This window comes from Paenibacillus sp. 1-8, from assembly GCF_056316205.1.
The window spans coordinates 305,523-323,323 of sequence record NZ_CM149995.1 but is presented as its reverse complement, the minus strand read 5'-3'; the positions used below and the strand labels follow the sequence as shown (position 1 = coordinate 323,323).

Sequence of the window (17,801 nt, the reverse complement as noted above, 5' to 3'; positions counted from 1 at the left end):
ATCACGTACATCGTACACCAACCTTAACCTAACGTAACCGGATACGCTACATAATGGCTGGGACTGATTTCACGCAGCTCAGTGGCACTCTCACCGTCCTTGTCCCATGCCAAAGAACTGTCTGGTTGGGCAAAACTCGCCCCTAAATCGTCCCGCTCTCCGGCTGCTCTCGGATCAGGCACCGGGATAGAGGACAGCAACGACTGCGTATACGGATGGGCTGGCTGCTCATATAGCTCATCTGCATCGGCTACCTCCACCAATCGTCCATGGTACATCACACCGATCCGGTCTGAAATATGCCGCACCATCGACAAATCATGGGCGATGAACAGATACGTCAGCCCGAATTCCTGCTGGAGATCCTCCAGCGTATTAATCACCTGCGCCTGAATGGACACATCCAGTGCCGAAATCGGCTCGTCACAGACAATGAACTCCGGATTCACAGATAAGGCACGCGCGATAGAAATCCGTTGGCGCTGCCCGCCGCTGAACTCATGCGAGTAGCGGTACAAATGCTCCCGCTTCAGCCCGACCTTTTCAAGTAAAGCCACGACGGCATCCTTACGCTCACTGCCCTGATGCAATCTGTGAATGTCCATCGGCTCGCCAATCAGATCAAGCACATTCATACCGGGGTTAAGCGAGGAATACGGGTCCTGAAAAATGCTCTGAATACGCCGACGCAGCGGCTTGAGCTGCTTATCGTTCAGCTTGGAAATATCCTGACCGTCGAAGCGCACCGTGCCTTCCGTATAATCGTATAACCGCGTCAGGCAGCGTCCAACCGTCGATTTACCGCTGCCCGACTCGCCAACCAATCCGAACGTCTCACCACGCTTGATCTGGAAACTCACGCCATCAACCGCCTTGAGCACCTCAGAGCTACGCCCTAACAAATTCTTTGCGGTCACAAAATGCTTCTTAAGCTGGTGTACCTCCACCAAGGGCTGATGCTCACCCAATACATCGTTTGCCTCACTCACCGTTATTCCCCCCTTCCACATAACCCGCTTCGGGCGTCTCGTAGACTCCGGCAGGCACAGCGTCCGGCTCGTTCAGCCAGCAGGCCGCCCGCTGATCCGGGCGAAGCTCCACCATCGGCGGCCGCTCTACACAGCGGGCAAAGGCGTGCGGGCACCGTTCCATGAACGGACAGCCGGACGGCGGGTCCAGCAAATCTGGCGGCGTGCCCTCAATCGGCACCAGCCGCTCGCGGAAGCCGTTCGTACGCTGCGGCACAGAGCGCAGCAGGCCCTGCGTATACGGGTGGGCCGGACGATAAAAGATATCGTCCACGCGGCCCTCCTCCATCACCATGCCGCCGTACATCACGATGACACGGCTGCACACCTGGGCGACAACGCCCAGATCATGGGTGATCAGGGCAATCGCCATGTCGGATTGCTGCTTCAACGTCTTGAGCAGCTCCAGAATTTGCGCCTGGATCGTCACGTCCAGCGCCGTGGTCGGCTCGTCAGCAATCAGCAGCTCCGGGCTGCACGAGAGCGCCATCGCGATCATCACCCGCTGACGCATCCCCCCGCTGAATTGATGCGGGTATTGGTTCATCCGGCGTTCCGGCTCGGTAATCCCCACCTGTCGCAGCAGCTCCACAGCAGCTTTCGTGGCCGCTTCCTTGCTCAGTCCCCGGTGTCTGCGAATCACCTCGACCAGATGATAGCCGACCTTCTTGACCGGGTTCAACGAGGTCATCGGGTCCTGAAAGACCATCGCAATCTGGTTCCCGCGTATTTTACGCCATTGCTTTTCCGTTAGAGCCGTCAGACTTTCTCCCCGGTAACGAATGTCGCCATTCAGCCGTTTGCCCGGCGGGGCAATCATGGACATGATCGCTTTAGCTGTAACGCTTTTACCGCTACCGGATTCTCCTACAATTCCTACCGTTTCTCCAGCATCAATATGAAAGCTAACCCCTCGAACTGCCTGATTCTCCCCCTCACGAGTGAAAAAGGAAACCTCCAGCTGTTCGACAGACAGCAGATGTTCAGTCATTGTGTTGTCGCTCCTTTCTGTCGCTCCTGGAGCCATTGGTAATGGATCTTATAGCTGCGAATCATCGTTTCACCAGCTTGGGTTCAAAGCCTACACGCAGCACGTCCCCCAAGACATTAAAGCTCAGCACAGTCAGTAAAATAAGCAGCCCAGGGAATAAGGCCATATATGGAGCCTGTGCAATATACCCTTGGGCATTATTCAGCATACTTCCCCATGTCGCGTTCGGCAGTTGCACACCAAAGCCGAGGAAGCTCAGTGACGATTCCATCATAATCGCCGAAGCGATATTGTTCGTCGCCCCCACGATAATTACCGGAATCAGGCTCGGAACGATGTGCTTCAAAATGATCCCGAACGTGCTTTGTCCCGAAGCTTTGGCATACAGCACATATTCCCGTTCCCGCAGCGTCATCGTCTCTGCCCGGACCACCCGGGCAATATTCATCCACATCAGCAGGGCGATAATGACAATAATATTGCCGACACCCGGCTTCAAAAACACACTCAACAGCAAAATAACCAAAAAAGACGGAATCGACATGATCAGCTCCAAAATCCGCATAAGCAAATTATCGATCCATCCGCCGAAATAGCCGCTCACAATGCCTACTATCGCGCCAATACTGGTCGCAATAATCATAGACGCAAAGCCCACCAGCAACGATACCCGACCGCCGTACAGCGCCCTTGTAAAATAATCCCGGCCGTAATCGTCCGTGCCAAACCAGTGTGCCGCTCCCGGCGGTTGGAGTCGTTCCAGCACGTTCAGCTTGTTCGGGTCCTGCGGCGACAGAAAGGCGAAGATTGCCCCCAGCGAGAATACGATCAATAGTATGAGGGCGGTGGCGCCCATTTTGCTCGTCATCAGCTCGATCCCGATGTTGCGCCATTTGCTCCGATTCATGAGTTCACCTCGTTGATTTAATTCTCGGGTCCGCGATGCTGTATAAAATATCCGCAAGCAGATTGCCCAGGATCAGCAGCAGGGCGGAAAACAGTGTAATGCCCATGATAACGGGATAATCCATCCCTTTTACCGCCGTCATGCCCAGCGAGCCAATACCCGGCCAGGAAAATACCGTCTCGGTTACGATGGCTCCGGCTACCAGATCCGCAACCGACATACCAAGCAGCGTAATGATAGGCAGCAGCACATGCTTGAGCACATGCCGAAATAAAACCAGTCGTTTGCCAGACCCGAACGCATATTGAATCTGCACGTATTCTTCCTTGAGCTGCGTAATTGTACTGGAACGGATATACCTCACATACACAGATAAAAACCCGAAGGCCAGCACAAAACACGGTAAAATCCCATGCTTGATCACATCCAGCGCCGAGTCCGTTCCAATGGTACGCATCCCTGTACTCGGAAGCCAATGCAGATAAATCGCAAACAAATAAATAAGTAAAATGCCAAGCCAAAACAACGGCACAGAAATTCCGATGTATGACATCAGATTAATGAGCTTGTCGATCCAGCGGTTCCGATTGGCGGCAGCCGTCAAGCCGAGTGGAATCGCAATCAGGACAGCCAGTACAATGGATGCACCCATTAATCCGGCGGTAGCCGGGAGGCGATCCAGAATCTGATCCAGTACCGGCTGGTGATTAATGAGCGAATAGCCCAGATCACCCGTCAGGCTTTTTTTGAGCCACAACATGTACTGCACATAAGCAGGCTGATCCAGCCCCAAGCTGTGCCTCATACGCTCGATATCTTCCAGATGCATATTCGGTGTAACAAAAGAGAGAACCGGATCACCTGGAGCCAGCTTGATCAAGCCGAAGCAGACGATGGATACAAAAAATAGCATCGGTATAACTTGCAGCAATCTTCTGGCGATGAGTTGTCTCATACGTTTCTCTTCCCCTTGCTGTTCTCGAAAAAAATAAGCTGGTTCTCCCAGCTTATTTTTTGAAAACCCTGTCTTATTTGTGATATATTTTGGACAAATCTTCGAAAATCACGACCGGTTTCAGCACAGCCTGATCAATACCGCCATACTGCTTGTCGAACGCCACTATCGTTTTGGTGTAAGCAATCGGGTAGATGACGGCATCATCAGCCAAAAGCTCCTGTACCTTTTTATAGATTTCTCCACGTTTGGTCGTATCCGACTCTCCCGCGCCCTCTTCCAGCAGCTTATCCACTTCCTTGTTGGAATAATGCGAATAGTTGGAGGAAGATCCGGTGTTGTACAAAATACGGTACGCGTCCGGGTCATAGCCCATAATGTAGCCGCTGATTGCCAGATCGAAGTCCTTGGCATTCGTATCAACAAATTTTTGCGACCAAGCCGAGGAATCCATGCTGTTTACATCCAACTGCACGCCGATATCCTTGAACTTCTGTTGAATGTACAGCGCCTGTGCCTCTTGTACCTTATTACCACCCGGAATAATAATGCGCAGTTTCAGTCCTTCAGCTCCAGCCGATTTCAACAGTTCTTTCGCCTTATTCACATCATTATTGAAAAATGGAACATCGTTCGTGTGATACAGCACGTCCTGTGTCAAAGCAGACTTCGCGGAATCAGCATAATCCTTGGAGCCATAAGATACTTGAATCAACTCATCCTGATTCAGCGCATATGAAAGCGCCTGACGCACTTCTTTTTTGTTCAACTGCTTTGTGTCGCTGTTCTCATTAAACATCAGATAAGCCAAACGGCCTTCGCTGTATGGGAAAATGTCGAACTTCCCGGTTGCCTTAATCGTCTCCACATTTTGCGGGTCTACATAGTTAACATTGATTTCGCCATTCTGGAGCGCCAAACTCGCAGCATTCGCATCCTTCACAATACGGTACGTGACAGAGTCCAGATGCGGCTTGCCGCCAAAATAGTTATCGAACCGTTCCAGCGAAACGTACTCGCCGGTTTTGTATTCCTTGAATTTGAAAGGACCCGATCCGACAGGAGTGTTGTTTTTGGTGCTTTTCTCAATATCCGCTTCGTTCTCGAAAATATGCTTCGGAATCGGGGATACCTGTACCAGTGCCGCCTCAAAAGCAGGAGCTGCCTGCGGAAGCTTGAAATCCACCGTGGTATCATCAACCTTGCTCACCTGAACCGGCTTGCCGTTGATCATGAAATTACTTCTCAAAAAGCTGTGCTGCTTCTCGTCCAAGATTTTATTGATCGTGAACACAACATCGTCAGCCGTCAGCTTTTCGCCATCATGCCAGGTCAGATTCTTTTTCAGCTTCAGCGTGTACGTCAGCTTGTCTGCCGAAGGAGTCAGGCTATCTGCCAGATAGAATGTCTTCTTGCCGTTGTTCACCTGAAACAAAGGTGCGAATATCGCCTGGTCTATCGTCAGACTCACCCGGTCACCCGCATAGTTCGGGTTCAGCACCACCGGATCGGCTTGTACACCGATGATCAGGCTACCGCCATCTTTGGGCTGCCCGTTATCAGCTGTCGTAGCATTTGTATTCGCTGCACTATCATTTGTCGCAGACGAAGAACCGGAATTCCCGCCAGAGCAGGCACTTACCACCAACATTAATATGATCAATACAAATACACCAGTCCAATTACGCCGCATGTCTCTAGCCTCCGAGTTCTCTAAGTGTGTAATAAAAAATATTATAAATCGGAATAATCGGATTTACAATCAATTAAAAACTACCTATTCCCCTTTTCATTAGAAGTTCAGACATTATGTGATCGAATTCAGCAAAAAAGACACCCGTTAAGAGTGTCTTTTAGAAGACCAGCAAACTGATTAATGCCAGCAACGCAGGTAAACCTTGTTTCAGTAAAATGGATTTATTGGCCGTCAGGGCACCATAAATCGCAGCCACCAGAACACAAATGACAAAGAACAGCTGAATCTGTTGCCCTACCGCAGCATCCGGGTACAGTAGCCCCCATACCAGCCCGGCAGCCAGAAACCCGTTGTACAACCCTTGATTCGCAGCCAGTGACTTGGTCACTCCCGCCAGCTCCTTGGAGGTGCCGAACGTGTGAATCGCCCGTGGAGTCGTCCACAAAAACATTTCCAAAATTAAAATGTACACATGCTCCAGAGCAACAATTCCCACCAATATTGAACTGATCAAGCTCAAGTATATTCCTCTTTTCCACACAAGTTATGATGAGGTAACTTTTTAAAATCTATCTCCGAAAAGTATAATGGTTCTTCCAAAAACAGTAAAGAGGCCGAGCCTAATGCCCGACCTTATTCCTGTATAAACCCTTACATCGTTCTCGCAAAATCAAGCAATGCTTTGGACATGCTGTTAATCTCGTCCGTAGATGCATTCACCTGCTGCGTGAGCGCGGCCTGTGTCTGCGTCAACGTAGACATGTTGCCGATGTTATGCAAAATCCGCTCGATGAGCGTCTTCATTTCGTCCAGACTGGTCTCAATATTTCCGGTCGCATCGGCGCTGTGAATGGCAAGCTTCCTTACTTCATCCGCAACTACAGCAAAACCGCGTCCCTGTTCACCCGCACGGGATGCCTCGATCGCCGCATTCAGCCCAAGCAGATTCGTTTGATTGGCAATCTCTTTAATGAAGTTGGAAATGTTTTGTGTCTCTTCCGCGCTGACTTTGGCCTGATTAGCCGCCTCAGTCGATTGCTCTTGAGCCGTAGCCAGCTCCTGCGCCTGATTACTAACCGAGTTGACACCATTCACCATTTCCGCGATGGAATCGGAGAGATGTTGTATTTTGAGCGTGAGCTCGTCTGCAACAGCCTGCTTTTGCTTCTCCATCGTTACATCACGGATAGTACCTGCCATACGAATTGGTACTCCCTTACTGTCACGTATGCTTCTCCCACTATTATAATACCAGCGGTATTCGCCATTTTTATTCTGCAAGCGGCAAGTTACTTCATAGGGAGTGCGATCTGAAAAATCATTCAAATGGTCGTTCAACGCTTTAAACGCTATTTCAACGTCATCTGGATGCAAGCGTGAACTCCAACTGCTAAGCTTACTCGGAAAGTCTTTCTCATCACTAAAGCCCATCGTTTTGCGAAATTGCGGTGACCACCAAAATTCACTATTTGGATTTTCTATATCTCCTTCAACCAGGATGATGTCGTATGGAGCTTCGATTAATACACGGTTAACAAGGTCATACCTTGTAACCATGGCTTCCAGTACCTCGGACTTAATCTTCTGATCGTGCACATCCAGCAAAGCACCAGCAATCCGAAGCGGTACTCCCTGATGATCGCGAATCGTTGTTCCAGTCGCACGGAACCAACGGTATTCGCCATGCTTCAGCTTTAAGCGATACTGAATGTCATAAGGAGTCTTACCCGTATGATCCAGCAAATGATCAGCCAGCGCTGCCAATACCCAGTCATAATCCTCCGAATGTAACCGGGATGCCCAGCTATCCAATACATTTGGGAAATCTTTTTCGCTCTGATACCCCAACATGGAACGGAATTCATCTGTCCACGTGAACGTATTGTTTGGATTCACAGGATCACCTGCAATGACCTCCATATCCCATAAGCCGACTTTAATCGCCTTGGTGACGAGTTTCAGACGAATGTCGGTGTTTCGAGCTTCATTTTTGATGGATTCAAGCGCTTGGTTGACATTGTTTGCGATTTCCTGAACCTCGGTAGATGCAGTGGATAGTTGTATTGCGGCAGAATAGTCCTTCTGCTGTATTTTTTGCAACAATTTGCGGCTTTCTTCCACTAAAGGAGCAAATGATTGAGCCTCGTTTTTTTTGAAAAACATGATATGATCTTCCCTTCTGAACCAATGTTTGAAACGGTATATTTTATATCGGAATATTATCAATAATCATTATAAATAGAATTGAAATTAATTAGGTAATAAGAACCATTTTTTAAGACTATACACCCAAATATACATAAATAAATTATCTAAAAATGTCGAATAAGGGAGAACCCTCACAGGTCTGGAAACGAAAAGAACACCCTCGCACTTACTCTGCAAGAGTGTTCTTTTCGGCAAATATTCGGTTTATTTGATTTTATTTCAAAGAAGCAGCATATTCCTCGCCTTTTTCCTTATCGTATTCGCCTTCCCATTTGGACATGACCACGGCGGCAAGCGAGTTGCCTAATACATTGACTACCGTACGCGCCATATCCAGAATACGATCAATACCAGCGATAAAGGCCAAGCCTTCCAGCGGAAGGTTCACTGATCCCAGTGTAGCGAGCAAAACTACAAAGGAAGCGCCCGGCACACCTGCCATACCTTTGGAAGAAATAATCAGCACCAGCACCAGCGTGATCTGTGTAGTGATCGGCAGATCAATACCATACATCTGGGCGATGAAGATCGCAGCCAGCGCCTGATACAAGGTGGAACCGTCCTGATTAAAGGAATATCCTATCGGAATGACAAAGGAAGTAATTCCTTTCGGACATCCGAACTTCTCCATCTTCTCCATGATCTTGGGCAGGACACTCTCCGAACTGGCGGTCGAGTAAGCCAGCAGCAACTCGCTTTTCAAAATTTTAATCATAGTCCAGAGACGAGTACCACAAAGCTTAGCGATAATTCCAAAAACAATCACAATGAATAAGAACATGGAGCCGTATATAGACAAAACAAGCTTCAATAACGGCCACAACGAAGCCAGTCCAAACTTGGCCACTGTCGTTCCGATCAGCGCAAATACACCAAAAGGAGCCAAGCGCATAACCTGATTGGTTACCCAGAACATGGCGTCGGCTACACCTTCGAAGAAGCCCAGCACAGGCTTGCCCTTGTCACCAATCGCCGCTACCCCTAGTCCGAACAATACGGAGAAGAAAATGATGGCCAGCATATCCCCTTCGCCCAGCGCTTGAAAAATATTAGTAGGCACAATATGCACAATCGTATCCATAAAGCTGTGGCCTGACTTTTCTGCTGTCTCCACATAGCTATGGATATCGCTCTTGGCCAGATGGGACATATCCACGCCATCTCCGGGCCGAACCAGATTGGCAACGAGCAGTCCGAAAAGGATGGCAATTGTCGTTACGATTTCAAAGTAGATAATAGACTTCCCGCCGAGTTTACCCAATTTTTTTATATCCCCGACGCCAGCTACGCCGATAATGAGAGTTGAGATCACAATAGGCACGACAATCATCTTAATCAACCGGATAAAAATATCGCCGATCGGCTTTAAGTAGACTTCCACCCCTGAATTGCCGTAAAATAAGGCACCAATAATAATACCTAAAGCCAGTCCGATAAAGATTTGGATCGTCAAATTAATCTTTTTCACTTCGTGTCTCCCCCCTGGCCGATTTGTATATTTTTTCAGTATACTGTTCTTAATATTCAAATGATGTTATTTATACTACAATCCGAACTATAAAAACCGACAATTATCTACACCTGTATTTGTTTTTTTTCAATAAATTCACCACTTTAATGTTGAATTGTGAATTTATCTCACATTGTCTTTCGGATCGAATACACAGGAGGTGAATAATTATGAAGCTGAATATCCTCCTTTTCCTGCTTATGCTTGTGTTCGTACCGCTGGCGGGCGAGCTAAATATTCACCCGTTCTCTAATACATTTCGTCTCAGCTTCGGCACACCAGTATTTTTTTTCTTTCTGCTATCTATTCGTCATATTCCGCCCGCTGTATCGGGACTGCTTACTGGCTTAGCCGTGGTGGCCTTTCGCATCTCACTCAGTTATTTCACACATCCCGGTCCTGCCTTCGAAGAGCTGGTAACCCTGCACGGGCCTACCTTTTTTTATTACATGGTCTACGGCCTGCTATTTCAGGTCCTTAACATTAATGCCGAGCCTTACCGCGCTCTCCGGGTGGGCATCCTCTCCGTGGGTATTGAGGTTGTGGCAAGCGTGGCGGAACTTAGCGTCCGGCGGAGCATTGACGGGGAATTCTGGGACATCATCAAGATGGGCAAGGTGGTGCTTATCGCCATGATCCGCAGCTTCTTCGTGCTCGGGTTCTATAATATCATTCGCCTGAAGCAGTCCGTTCAGCATGAAGAAGCGCAAAGAGAGCAGACCGAACGGATTCTGCTTCTGGTTTCGGATCTGTACGAGGAGTCTGTCCAGCTCGGCAAGACCCTGTCGGATACTGAGCAGATCACCCGTGAAAGCTACGAGCTATACCGGGAGTTGCAGCAGGCTGAATCCTTGGAAGACAGGGACCACTACGCCAGACAGGCGCTGCGTATTTCCGGACAGGTTCATGAGATCAAAAAAGACAGTCAGCGGATTTATGCCGGGCTGTCCAAGCTGATTGATGCGGAAAGCGGAGTGCATTACATGCCTTCTCGGGAGCTTGGGGAGCTGATCGTCCGAACGAACCGCAAATATGCCCACGCGCTGGACAAGCCCATTTATTTCACCCTGCATGTTGACTCTTTACTGCCGAAGTTGCATGTTTATACGGTTTTGACACTCATTAATAATCTGACAGCCAATGCGGTTGAAGCGATGAAGGACAACGGAAGGATTGACGTTTCCATTCGGTTTCTACCGGGAAAAGAGGACACCGTAACCTTTAGCGTCACGGACAACGGTCCGGGGATTCCTCAGCGCAAACGGGAAATGGTCTTCACACCGGGGTATACAACCAAGTATGATGATGAAGGACAGCCTTCGACCGGTATGGGATTGTTTTATGTGCGCGAGGTCGCGGAGAGCCTCGAAGGAACGATTGTGCTGCAACAGCATGAAGAAGAACACACAGACAGGGTACGGACCACTTTTACAGTCACATTGCCTTTACGGAAACTGACGGAGAAAGGAAGATAGCCCGGATGCGTTTTTATATTGTGGATGACGATCAGGGAATTCGTTCTATGCTGGCAGACATTATTGAAGATGAAGGTTTAGGTGAGGTTATCGGGGAAGCGGAGGACGGTTCCTATGTGAACAGCGATCTACTGGAGCTTAACCGGATTGATATATTACTCATTGACCTGCTGATGCCGATTCGTGATGGCATTCAGACGGTACGCGCGCTCGGTGATCAATTCAGCGGCAAAATCATTATGATTTCCCGCATTGAATCCAAAAATATGATCGGCGAGGCCTACTCACTCGGTATTGAATACTACATTGCCAAGCCCTTGAATCGGCTGGAAATTATTGCGGTGATTCATAAGGTGTCCGAGCGTTTGCGTATGCAGCAATCGATCACAGATATCCAGCGCACGCTACAGGGACTATCGATGTTCGCATCGACAGGACCATCGACAACCGCCGAACCTACCAAAAAAATCACAACCTCCGGACAATTTCTGCTCTCCGAAATGGGAATGATCGGCGAAGCGGGGAGTATGGATCTGCTGGACATGCTGGAATATCTGGATCAGTATGAGGAGGAAACGGGTAACCTGTCCCCCTGCATGTTCCCGCCGCTGAAGGATATCTTCGCGAATGTAGCCTTGAAACGGCTGGGAAACTCGGCTTCTGCGGCAGAGCTGAGCAAGGAAATCAAGGCATCTGAGCAGCGCGTCCGCCGCGCTATTTTCCAGACACTAAGCCATATCGTGTCGCTCGGATTGACGGATTACACTCACCCTAAATTTGAAAATTATGCGTCCAAATTTTTTGATTTTACAGAAATCCGCAAAAAAATGCTGGAGCTGCAAAACAATGTGGAGCCCTCGCTGTCTCAAGCCCGTATTAATACGAAGAAATTTGTACAGGTGTTCTATATGGAGGCCAAAAGGCTATTGCATTAGAAAAGCACCTGCATATCCCCTAATGTGTCCACCACATGAGAAGGGTTACGCAGATGCCATTTTGTTAAAAAAATGCCGATCATCTTCTAGTCTTTTGGTTCCACACTCTTGTCCTGGCGTTCCATTGCACCCAAAAAACCGACACCATCGGACAACAAGCGTTTCAAGACATTTAATTCCTCCGTACTGTAACGATCTAAAAATTGAAGCAACTGATGCTGTACTTTATTGTGAAGCCGCTCATGCACAAGAAAGAGCTTTTTACCCAACGGGGTTAGACGAAAATAAATCTCTTTTTTGTTGTCGTTAAGCTGGGTTCTGCGAATCCAGCCTTCCTTGAGCAGCTTGGTGCTGACTTTCGAAACTGTACCTTTGCTCAGCTCAATCCGATCCGCTAATGTCGTAACATTAATCGGCTCATGCCTTCCGATACAGTCAATAACGTGAATATCGGTCAAATTGAGCGAAGCTACCCCGTCAAAATGCTCGTGGACTTCTTCGAGAAAAGACATACTCTCTCTCTGATGATACTGTTCAAGCTGATGGTTAGTTTTGATAAGCAGGTCATAGACGTGCTGGATGGTTGTGGCTTTTTCCATACAAACGGATGGTCACTCCTTTGGGGTACTCCTCCCTTCATTATAGCTTAAATTTGTTTCGCAAGAAACAATATGGTTATAGCAATACGGGTTCTCCGCTACACCAGCTCGCGATACCTTCCCCGATGGTTCTCAGCACGTCCGTCTGTTCCAAGGAAATAGCCCATGCAATATAACCGTCTGGACGAATCAGAACCGTATGCACATCACTCCATCCCACAGGCGCTTCTTCGGCTACAGCCTCTACATATGAGATATGCGAAAGTGCAATTTTGTGAAGCTCATTCGCTATCTTGGCATCCTGAGCAAGATGAAGCAGCACAAAACGGCCCTCATGAAAAAGATCGTATGCATACGGTTTCGTTCCGTCAGACAGCCGTAGTTGGAAATCGGCAAACCGCTTCCCGTTCAGAGGATGCTGCGGCATACCCTCAGCCGCCGGATAACCTACATCCAACGCACTAATTTGCTCCGCCATAGAACGGTTGATTTCCGTATGACGGAACCATTTCTCTTGCAACTGACGGTGAGCCAGTACAGCAGTCGTAAAATCCAACAGGCTGGTCTGAATCTCCGTATTCCGCAAGAACTGTGTATTAATAGGGTAGCGTTCGCCATGGTAGCTATCCAGCAGCGTGTCCGCAGCCCAGCCGTGAATCACTCCTGCCAGTTTCCATCCCAAATTCGTCGCCTCCTGCAAACCCACATTCATGCCCTGTCCACCTGCCGGGAAATGAATATGTGCAGCATCGCCAGCCAGCAGGATTCTGCCCTTTCGATATGTTTCGGCCTGCCGCGTAGCATTCCCGAATCGGGACAACCAGCGGGGATTAGACGCTCCAAGGTCTGTACCGAGAAGATAGCGCAGTTCTGTCTGAATCTCTTCCAGCGTTACAGGTACGTCTTTCGGGACATGCATCAGATGGGGGGTAGTCAAAATAACCCGGTAAATATCCGGAGAAACGGGGGCAATCATCACCCCACCCCGCTCTGTGTATTCGGAACGCATTCCATTTTCAGGAGGAACGGCCAGCTCTACATCCGCTAATACAGCGGTCAGAGTAGTATCCGTGCCGGGAAAAGCAATACCTGCCTGCTTGCGCACGGTACTTCCCGCCCCATCGGCTCCTACGACATAAGCCGCTGTCATCACCGACACATTCGCATGCGAACCGGATGCACGGACACTGACGACCTCTACACCCTGATCCTGTTCCCGCACAGACACCACTTCTTCACCACGTCGGATCACAACCCCCAGCTTTGTCGCATGTTCCTCCAGTACCTGCTCGGTGATCTCCTGCGGGATAAACAAGGTATAATTCGAGGAGCTGTCAAGCACCGAAAAGTCCAGACGTGTATCCAGCATGGCAAAATGTCCCGTACTTATGGGCTTGCCGTGCTCCATGAATCGCTCTTTCAATCCACGCATATCAAACATCTCCAGCGTCCGAGGATGTAACGTAAGTGCGCGCGAGTAGGGACTTGCTTCCTCTAATCGCTCAATCACACAAACACTCACCTTTGCCAATGCCAGCTCAGCAGCCAGCCACATCCCGACAGGACCGCCACCCGCTATAATCACTTCATAATCCATGTCTCACGCTCCTTTGTATGAAAGTATAATCCCACCACCATTTTGTTTCAAAGGAAACAATATAAAGATGCGAAAAGCTCCCCTTTAACATTTTCGTATCTAAATAAAAATCATAATCGTTCATGATATTTTGTTTCTTGTGAAACAATTTTATTGTAGCTACATTGAGAATAATTATCAACTACTTTTTTCGAAAAAAGGTGGAACAAGAACGAAGTGGGCGGAATGGTGCTGTACAAGCGCTAGCGGTCGCCTTAAAAGCTTTCCATAGGAAAGCTCGCTTCGGAAGCATTACTTACCCGGATTTCAACCTTTATAAATTGAATAAAGAAATCTGGGTCGTATGCATCTTTAGTGCAGCTTATAGAATTTCCATTTCCAAAAATTTAATTGTATAATCGTAAAATGAGAACAAGCTTTTATGAAAGGGATGATCTTACATGTCGGATGCAAACCAATTATTCGGTCAAGCACTGGTTAAATCGCTGGTCGGTGAACGTGGACATATTCGAGTGGCTCGGGCTTTGCCGGATATCGACGCTGAACTGGCAGGGAAGAAAAATGCAGAAATGCCCTACAGTATTTATCAACTGTTGAAGCATATGAGCTACTGGCAGCAATTTATGCTGGAGCATTTGGAAGGCCGGAAGCCCCAGCTTCCGGGCAATGTAATGGAAAGCTGGCCTGAAGAAACCGAACCGCAAAGTGAAGAAGCATGGCAAGCTGTCATTAACGAATTTTTACAGGGCGTAGATCAGGCTGTAAAGATTGCAGAAACTGCACAACTGGATGATTCACTCCCCCATTTCCCCGGTGAAACCAAGGCAGGGCTGCTGCGGAATATCGCTTCCCACAACTCATATCATTTGGGCGAAATCGTGTTGCTGCGCCGTATCTATGGAGCTTGGCCGCCGCCAGGAGGGGGATTCCCCGCTTAAAGGGTACAGAATTAGGCACAGCAAGGGACACATCTGCGTATCCTATGAGAGAACTCACTCCCCTTATGCCCTGCTTACTTCATATTCATCCTACCTTGATTTGAAGCCCTTTCATGCGTAATCAGGAGCAATCAGAAAAACGGTTCTATCGTTATCCAATACTTCATTCGGTTAAAGTCGAAATCCTCAAGAAAAAGGCCACTTGCATAAGCAGGTAGCCTGTTCCTTTACCTATAATTACAGCTCCAATTCAACTGCAACCCCGAAATGATCGGATACGACTGATCCCGTTTTTCCGTTCAGCACGACGGTTGAAGATTGAACCTGTACGGGCTTGTTGGAAAAAATATAGTCAATCCGCAGTGGTTTGGCGTTACTTTCCCAGCCTGCAATGGCTTTGATGACTGTATGACCTTCATCACGTACCGTTGCGTTCGGATAGGTATCCGACCAGCCGGATTGCAGCACATAGTCATACCCTTCCTCGCGCACTTCAGCAGCATTGTTGAAATCACCCATCATAAAAACAGGCGTCGGTGCAAAAGGATTCAACACCTCCGTTGTACGGTCCCATAGTCCACGGAAGGATTCCTCATCATTCCACCAGTTGTAGTGCCCGCTCACAAACCATGCCGATACTCCATCTACCACTGCTTGCACGCCCACAATTTTGCGGGATCGGTAGTTGTCATATTCCCGTAGCGAGGAAACATATTCGTTCACCGTGTTTGCAATCGGTGTTTTGGACAAAATCGCCAAGCCCTCATCGTATTTGGCAAAGCCAATATGTGCGGGGGCCCACGTCCAATAATAGGTATCGGACAATAATCCGTTCAGCACATAAGCGTAATTATCACGCTTAATGACAACTTCAGGATCAGCACTATAGTAAGCTCCCAAATCGTCCGGCGATAAAGGAGCCTCGTCTATGGACTGGTTCACTTCCTGCAAAGCAATGACATCGAACTGCTGCTCATGAATAAAAGCGGCCAGTTGTTTTAGCTTTTCAAGCTGATTTTCTTCCATCCAAGCATGTGCATTTAAGGTTAACAATTTCAAAGTAATCACCTGTTGAGTATGTCTTGTATATCTGATTTAAGCACATCGGCCTTCGGTCCGTAAACCGCCTGCACCCCATTGTCTACTTTTATCAAGCCCAAGGCACCGAGCGCTTTCCACGTCTTTTCGTCCCCAACGGCATCTGTATCCTTCACCGTCACACGCAGACGGGTCATGCAGGCATCGACCTCGACAATGTTCTGCTCCCCCCCAAGCGTCTTGATGATATCCGTAGCCAGTTGATTTTGAGTGGAAACAGCTTCCACACCATCTGCCTTCGTACTCCCTACCTCGGAAGTCCCCTGAGGCTCCTCATCCGTATAGTTCCCTAGTCTTCCCGGCGTAGCCATTTGAAATTTACCGATCATAAAATAAGCGATAAAGTAGGTTGCTACCGCAAACACCACACAAGTCAGCACGAAGTTAATAATATCCTGCACCAAACCCGCATTTATAGACAACGGCAATCGGGTCAGCAGTTCAATCATACCAAACGAATGTAAACGCAAATGTATGATGTCGGCCATTCCGAACGCAATACCGGTAAGAATAGCATAAACCACATACAGTACAGGCGCTACGAACATAAACATAAATTCCAGCGGCTCCGTTACCCCTGTCAAAAAGACAGCAGCGGCGGCTGAAAAAATCATCGACTTGTACTTATTGCGTTTATCCTTGTCTACACGGCGATACATAGCCACCGCTAGTCCCATAAGGATTCCCGCTCCACCGATCATTTGTCCTACCTTGAAGCGGGCAGGCGTCACGCCTTCCAACAAACTATTGTAGGCTGCCGGATCGGTACCACGAAGCGCACTCAGGTCACTTGCCCAAGCCAGCCACAGCGGGTCTTGTCCGGCAACAACGCTACCTGCCCCGGAACCCGTAAGTGTCGTGTAAACGCCACCAAGTTGAGTATAGGTAATAGGAACGGTCAGCATATGGTGAAGCCCGAAGGGAATTAACAGTCTTTCCAGTGTACCATAGACAAATGGCGCTACAAAAGGAGCCGATTCCCCCGAGGTCGCCAACCAAATGCCGAACTGATTAATCCCCCCTTGGACAAATGGCCAGATGGCAGACATGACCAAACTTACGATGACAGACCATAAAATCACGACAAAAGGAACAAAACGTTTACCGTTAAAAAAGGCTAAAGCGTCTGGCAGCTTGCGGTAATTGTAGTACTTGTTAAATACCACGGCCCCGACAAATCCGGAGATGATACCGACAAACACACCCATATTAAGTGCAGGCGCCCCTAAGACAGAGGTAAAATAGCCACTAACCGGAATGGATGCACCAAAAAGAGTGTGCGTGGTGGCTCCCTCCTGGGTTAGCATTTTCGAGGACACACCCAAAATCGTTCCTGTTGAAATATTAATGAGAATAAAGGCAATTAAGGCAGCAAAAGCTCCGCCCGCCCGCTCCTTAGCCCAGGAACCACCAATCGCCACTGCAAATAGAATGTGTAAATTATTGATAATACCCCAACCCAAATTCTCCATGACCCCGCCGACAGTCAACCAGAAATGAACATCGCCAGCCAACATCGCCACTACTTTACCGAGCGAAATCATAATTCCGGCCGCTGGCATGACGGCGACTACCACAAGCAGTGCTTTCCCAAGCTTTTGCCAAAAGTCAAATGATAGAAGTTTTTTCATGCTCCTTCAATCTCCATCCCTTATAGTATGTATAGCGTTGTTCGTACCCTATAAATATTATGCAATCGGTTGCACAATTATTATAATGATATCGCTTTCTATTGGCAATACCCTAATTGTAAGTATCTTGGTTAATGATGATGTAAAAACTCGAAAAAGCCGCGAATTTGTTGATTTTCGAGCAATATCGTATGATAGAACATAATATTTCCTGCTTGAGATAGCAAAAGGAG

15 protein-coding genes are annotated in these 17,801 nt (G+C 48.3%); 3 read left to right on the top strand and 12 right to left on the bottom strand.

Annotated elements, in window-relative coordinates:
* Window positions 1-23: 23 nt before the first annotated feature.
* The 8 genes from AC0WRU_RS01445 to AC0WRU_RS01410 all read right to left on the bottom strand — a co-directional run bounded on the left by AC0WRU_RS01445 (window position 24) and on the right by AC0WRU_RS01410 (window position 9,253).
* Window positions 24-1,010: an ABC transporter ATP-binding protein gene (locus AC0WRU_RS01445; protein ID WP_476126935.1), complete on the bottom strand. Its 987-nt coding sequence runs from the start codon at window positions 1,008-1,010 to the stop codon at window positions 24-26.
* Complete coding sequence (locus AC0WRU_RS01440; RefSeq protein WP_476126934.1) at window positions 982-2,019, bottom strand: ABC transporter ATP-binding protein; 1,038 nt, start codon at window positions 2,017-2,019, stop codon at window positions 982-984. The genes AC0WRU_RS01445 and AC0WRU_RS01440 overlap by 29 nt, the downstream gene beginning before the upstream one ends.
* A 61-nt stretch (window positions 2,020-2,080) precedes the next feature.
* Complete coding sequence (locus tag AC0WRU_RS01435) at window positions 2,081-2,926, bottom strand: ABC transporter permease (protein ID WP_476126933.1); 846 nt, start codon at window positions 2,924-2,926, stop codon at window positions 2,081-2,083.
* 4 nt (window positions 2,927-2,930) lie between these two features.
* Window positions 2,931-3,881, bottom strand: a complete 951-nt coding sequence (locus AC0WRU_RS01430; protein WP_149095462.1) for an ABC transporter permease — start codon at window positions 3,879-3,881, stop codon at window positions 2,931-2,933.
* 73 nt (window positions 3,882-3,954) lie between these two features.
* Window positions 3,955-5,574 carry an ABC transporter substrate-binding protein gene (locus tag AC0WRU_RS01425; RefSeq protein WP_476126932.1) on the bottom strand — a complete coding sequence of 540 codons (1,620 nt, stop codon included), beginning with the start codon at window positions 5,572-5,574 and terminating at the stop codon, window positions 3,955-3,957.
* A 160-nt stretch (window positions 5,575-5,734) separates the two neighbouring features.
* On the bottom strand, window positions 5,735-6,097 hold the full coding sequence (locus AC0WRU_RS01420; RefSeq protein ID WP_476126931.1) for a DUF1304 domain-containing protein: 363 nt from the start codon (window positions 6,095-6,097) through the stop codon (window positions 5,735-5,737).
* A 131-nt stretch (window positions 6,098-6,228) separates the two neighbouring features.
* On the bottom strand, window positions 6,229-7,740 hold the full coding sequence (locus tag AC0WRU_RS01415; RefSeq protein WP_476126930.1) for a methyl-accepting chemotaxis protein: 1,512 nt from the start codon (window positions 7,738-7,740) through the stop codon (window positions 6,229-6,231).
* A 259-nt stretch (window positions 7,741-7,999) separates the two neighbouring features.
* On the bottom strand, window positions 8,000-9,253 hold the full coding sequence (locus AC0WRU_RS01410; protein ID WP_476126929.1) for a cation:dicarboxylate symporter family transporter: 1,254 nt from the start codon (window positions 9,251-9,253) through the stop codon (window positions 8,000-8,002).
* A 212-nt stretch (window positions 9,254-9,465) separates the two neighbouring features.
* On the opposite strand from AC0WRU_RS01410, the gene AC0WRU_RS01405 reads away from it, so the two are divergent.
* On the top strand, window positions 9,466-10,770 hold the full coding sequence (locus AC0WRU_RS01405) for a sensor histidine kinase (protein WP_476126928.1): 1,305 nt from the start codon (window positions 9,466-9,468) through the stop codon (window positions 10,768-10,770).
* A gap of 5 nt (window positions 10,771-10,775) precedes the next feature.
* Window positions 10,776-11,705: a response regulator gene (locus AC0WRU_RS01400; RefSeq protein ID WP_025686352.1), complete on the top strand. Its 930-nt coding sequence runs from the start codon at window positions 10,776-10,778 to the stop codon at window positions 11,703-11,705.
* Window positions 11,706-11,791: 86 nt separating this feature from the next.
* Here the strand turns inward: AC0WRU_RS01400 and AC0WRU_RS01395 are convergent, their stop codons facing one another.
* Both AC0WRU_RS01395 and AC0WRU_RS01390 read right to left on the bottom strand, forming a co-directional pair.
* Window positions 11,792-12,304 (bottom strand): MarR family transcriptional regulator, encoded by a 513-nt coding sequence (locus AC0WRU_RS01395; RefSeq protein WP_476126927.1) that lies wholly within the window; start codon window positions 12,302-12,304, stop codon window positions 11,792-11,794.
* Window positions 12,305-12,380: 76 nt separating this feature from the next.
* Window positions 12,381-13,901, bottom strand: a complete 1,521-nt coding sequence (locus AC0WRU_RS01390) for a monooxygenase (RefSeq protein ID WP_476126926.1) — start codon at window positions 13,899-13,901, stop codon at window positions 12,381-12,383.
* A 440-nt stretch (window positions 13,902-14,341) separates the two neighbouring features.
* On the opposite strand from AC0WRU_RS01390, the gene AC0WRU_RS01385 reads away from it, so the two are divergent.
* Window positions 14,342-14,839 carry a DinB family protein gene (locus AC0WRU_RS01385; RefSeq protein ID WP_476126925.1) on the top strand — a complete coding sequence of 166 codons (498 nt, stop codon included), beginning with the start codon at window positions 14,342-14,344 and terminating at the stop codon, window positions 14,837-14,839.
* 237 nt (window positions 14,840-15,076) lie between these two features.
* Here AC0WRU_RS01385 and AC0WRU_RS01380 read toward each other — a convergent pair whose 3' ends face one another.
* Both AC0WRU_RS01380 and AC0WRU_RS01375 read right to left on the bottom strand, forming a co-directional pair.
* Complete coding sequence (locus AC0WRU_RS01380) at window positions 15,077-15,898, bottom strand: endonuclease/exonuclease/phosphatase family protein (RefSeq protein WP_476126924.1); 822 nt, start codon at window positions 15,896-15,898, stop codon at window positions 15,077-15,079.
* 5 nt (window positions 15,899-15,903) lie between these two features.
* The gene (locus AC0WRU_RS01375) at window positions 15,904-17,568 is read right to left on the bottom strand and encodes a PTS transporter subunit IIBC (RefSeq protein ID WP_476126922.1); all 1,665 of its coding nucleotides are present in this window, start codon (window positions 17,566-17,568) and stop codon (window positions 15,904-15,906) included.
* Window positions 17,569-17,801: the final 233 nt, after the last annotated feature.

Bases quoted from the DNA above. Each gene is read 5' to 3' on its own strand.
- AC0WRU_RS01405 (WP_476126928.1), top strand. From the start codon at position 9,466: ATGAAGCTGAATATCCTCCTTTTCCTGCTTATGCTTGTGTTCGTACCG.
- AC0WRU_RS01430 (WP_149095462.1), bottom strand. From the start codon at position 3,881: ATGAGACAACTCATCGCCAGAAGATTGCTGCAAGTTATACCGATGCTA.
- AC0WRU_RS01395 (WP_476126927.1), bottom strand. From the start codon at position 12,304: ATGGAAAAAGCCACAACCATCCAGCACGTCTATGACCTGCTTATCAAA.
- AC0WRU_RS01435 (WP_476126933.1), bottom strand. From the start codon at position 2,926: ATGAATCGGAGCAAATGGCGCAACATCGGGATCGAGCTGATGACGAGC.
- AC0WRU_RS01415 (WP_476126930.1), bottom strand. From the start codon at position 7,740: ATGTTTTTCAAAAAAAACGAGGCTCAATCATTTGCTCCTTTAGTGGAA.
- AC0WRU_RS01400 (WP_025686352.1), top strand. From the start codon at position 10,776: ATGCGTTTTTATATTGTGGATGACGATCAGGGAATTCGTTCTATGCTG.
- AC0WRU_RS01440 (WP_476126934.1), bottom strand. From the start codon at position 2,019: ATGACTGAACATCTGCTGTCTGTCGAACAGCTGGAGGTTTCCTTTTTC.
- AC0WRU_RS01390 (WP_476126926.1), bottom strand. From the start codon at position 13,901: ATGGATTATGAAGTGATTATAGCGGGTGGCGGTCCTGTCGGGATGTGG.
- AC0WRU_RS01375 (WP_476126922.1), bottom strand. From the start codon at position 17,568: ATGAAAAAACTTCTATCATTTGACTTTTGGCAAAAGCTTGGGAAAGCA.
- AC0WRU_RS01445 (WP_476126935.1), bottom strand. From the start codon at position 1,010: ATGTGGAAGGGGGGAATAACGGTGAGTGAGGCAAACGATGTATTGGGT.
- AC0WRU_RS01425 (WP_476126932.1), bottom strand. From the start codon at position 5,574: ATGCGGCGTAATTGGACTGGTGTATTTGTATTGATCATATTAATGTTG.
- AC0WRU_RS01385 (WP_476126925.1), top strand. From the start codon at position 14,342: ATGTCGGATGCAAACCAATTATTCGGTCAAGCACTGGTTAAATCGCTG.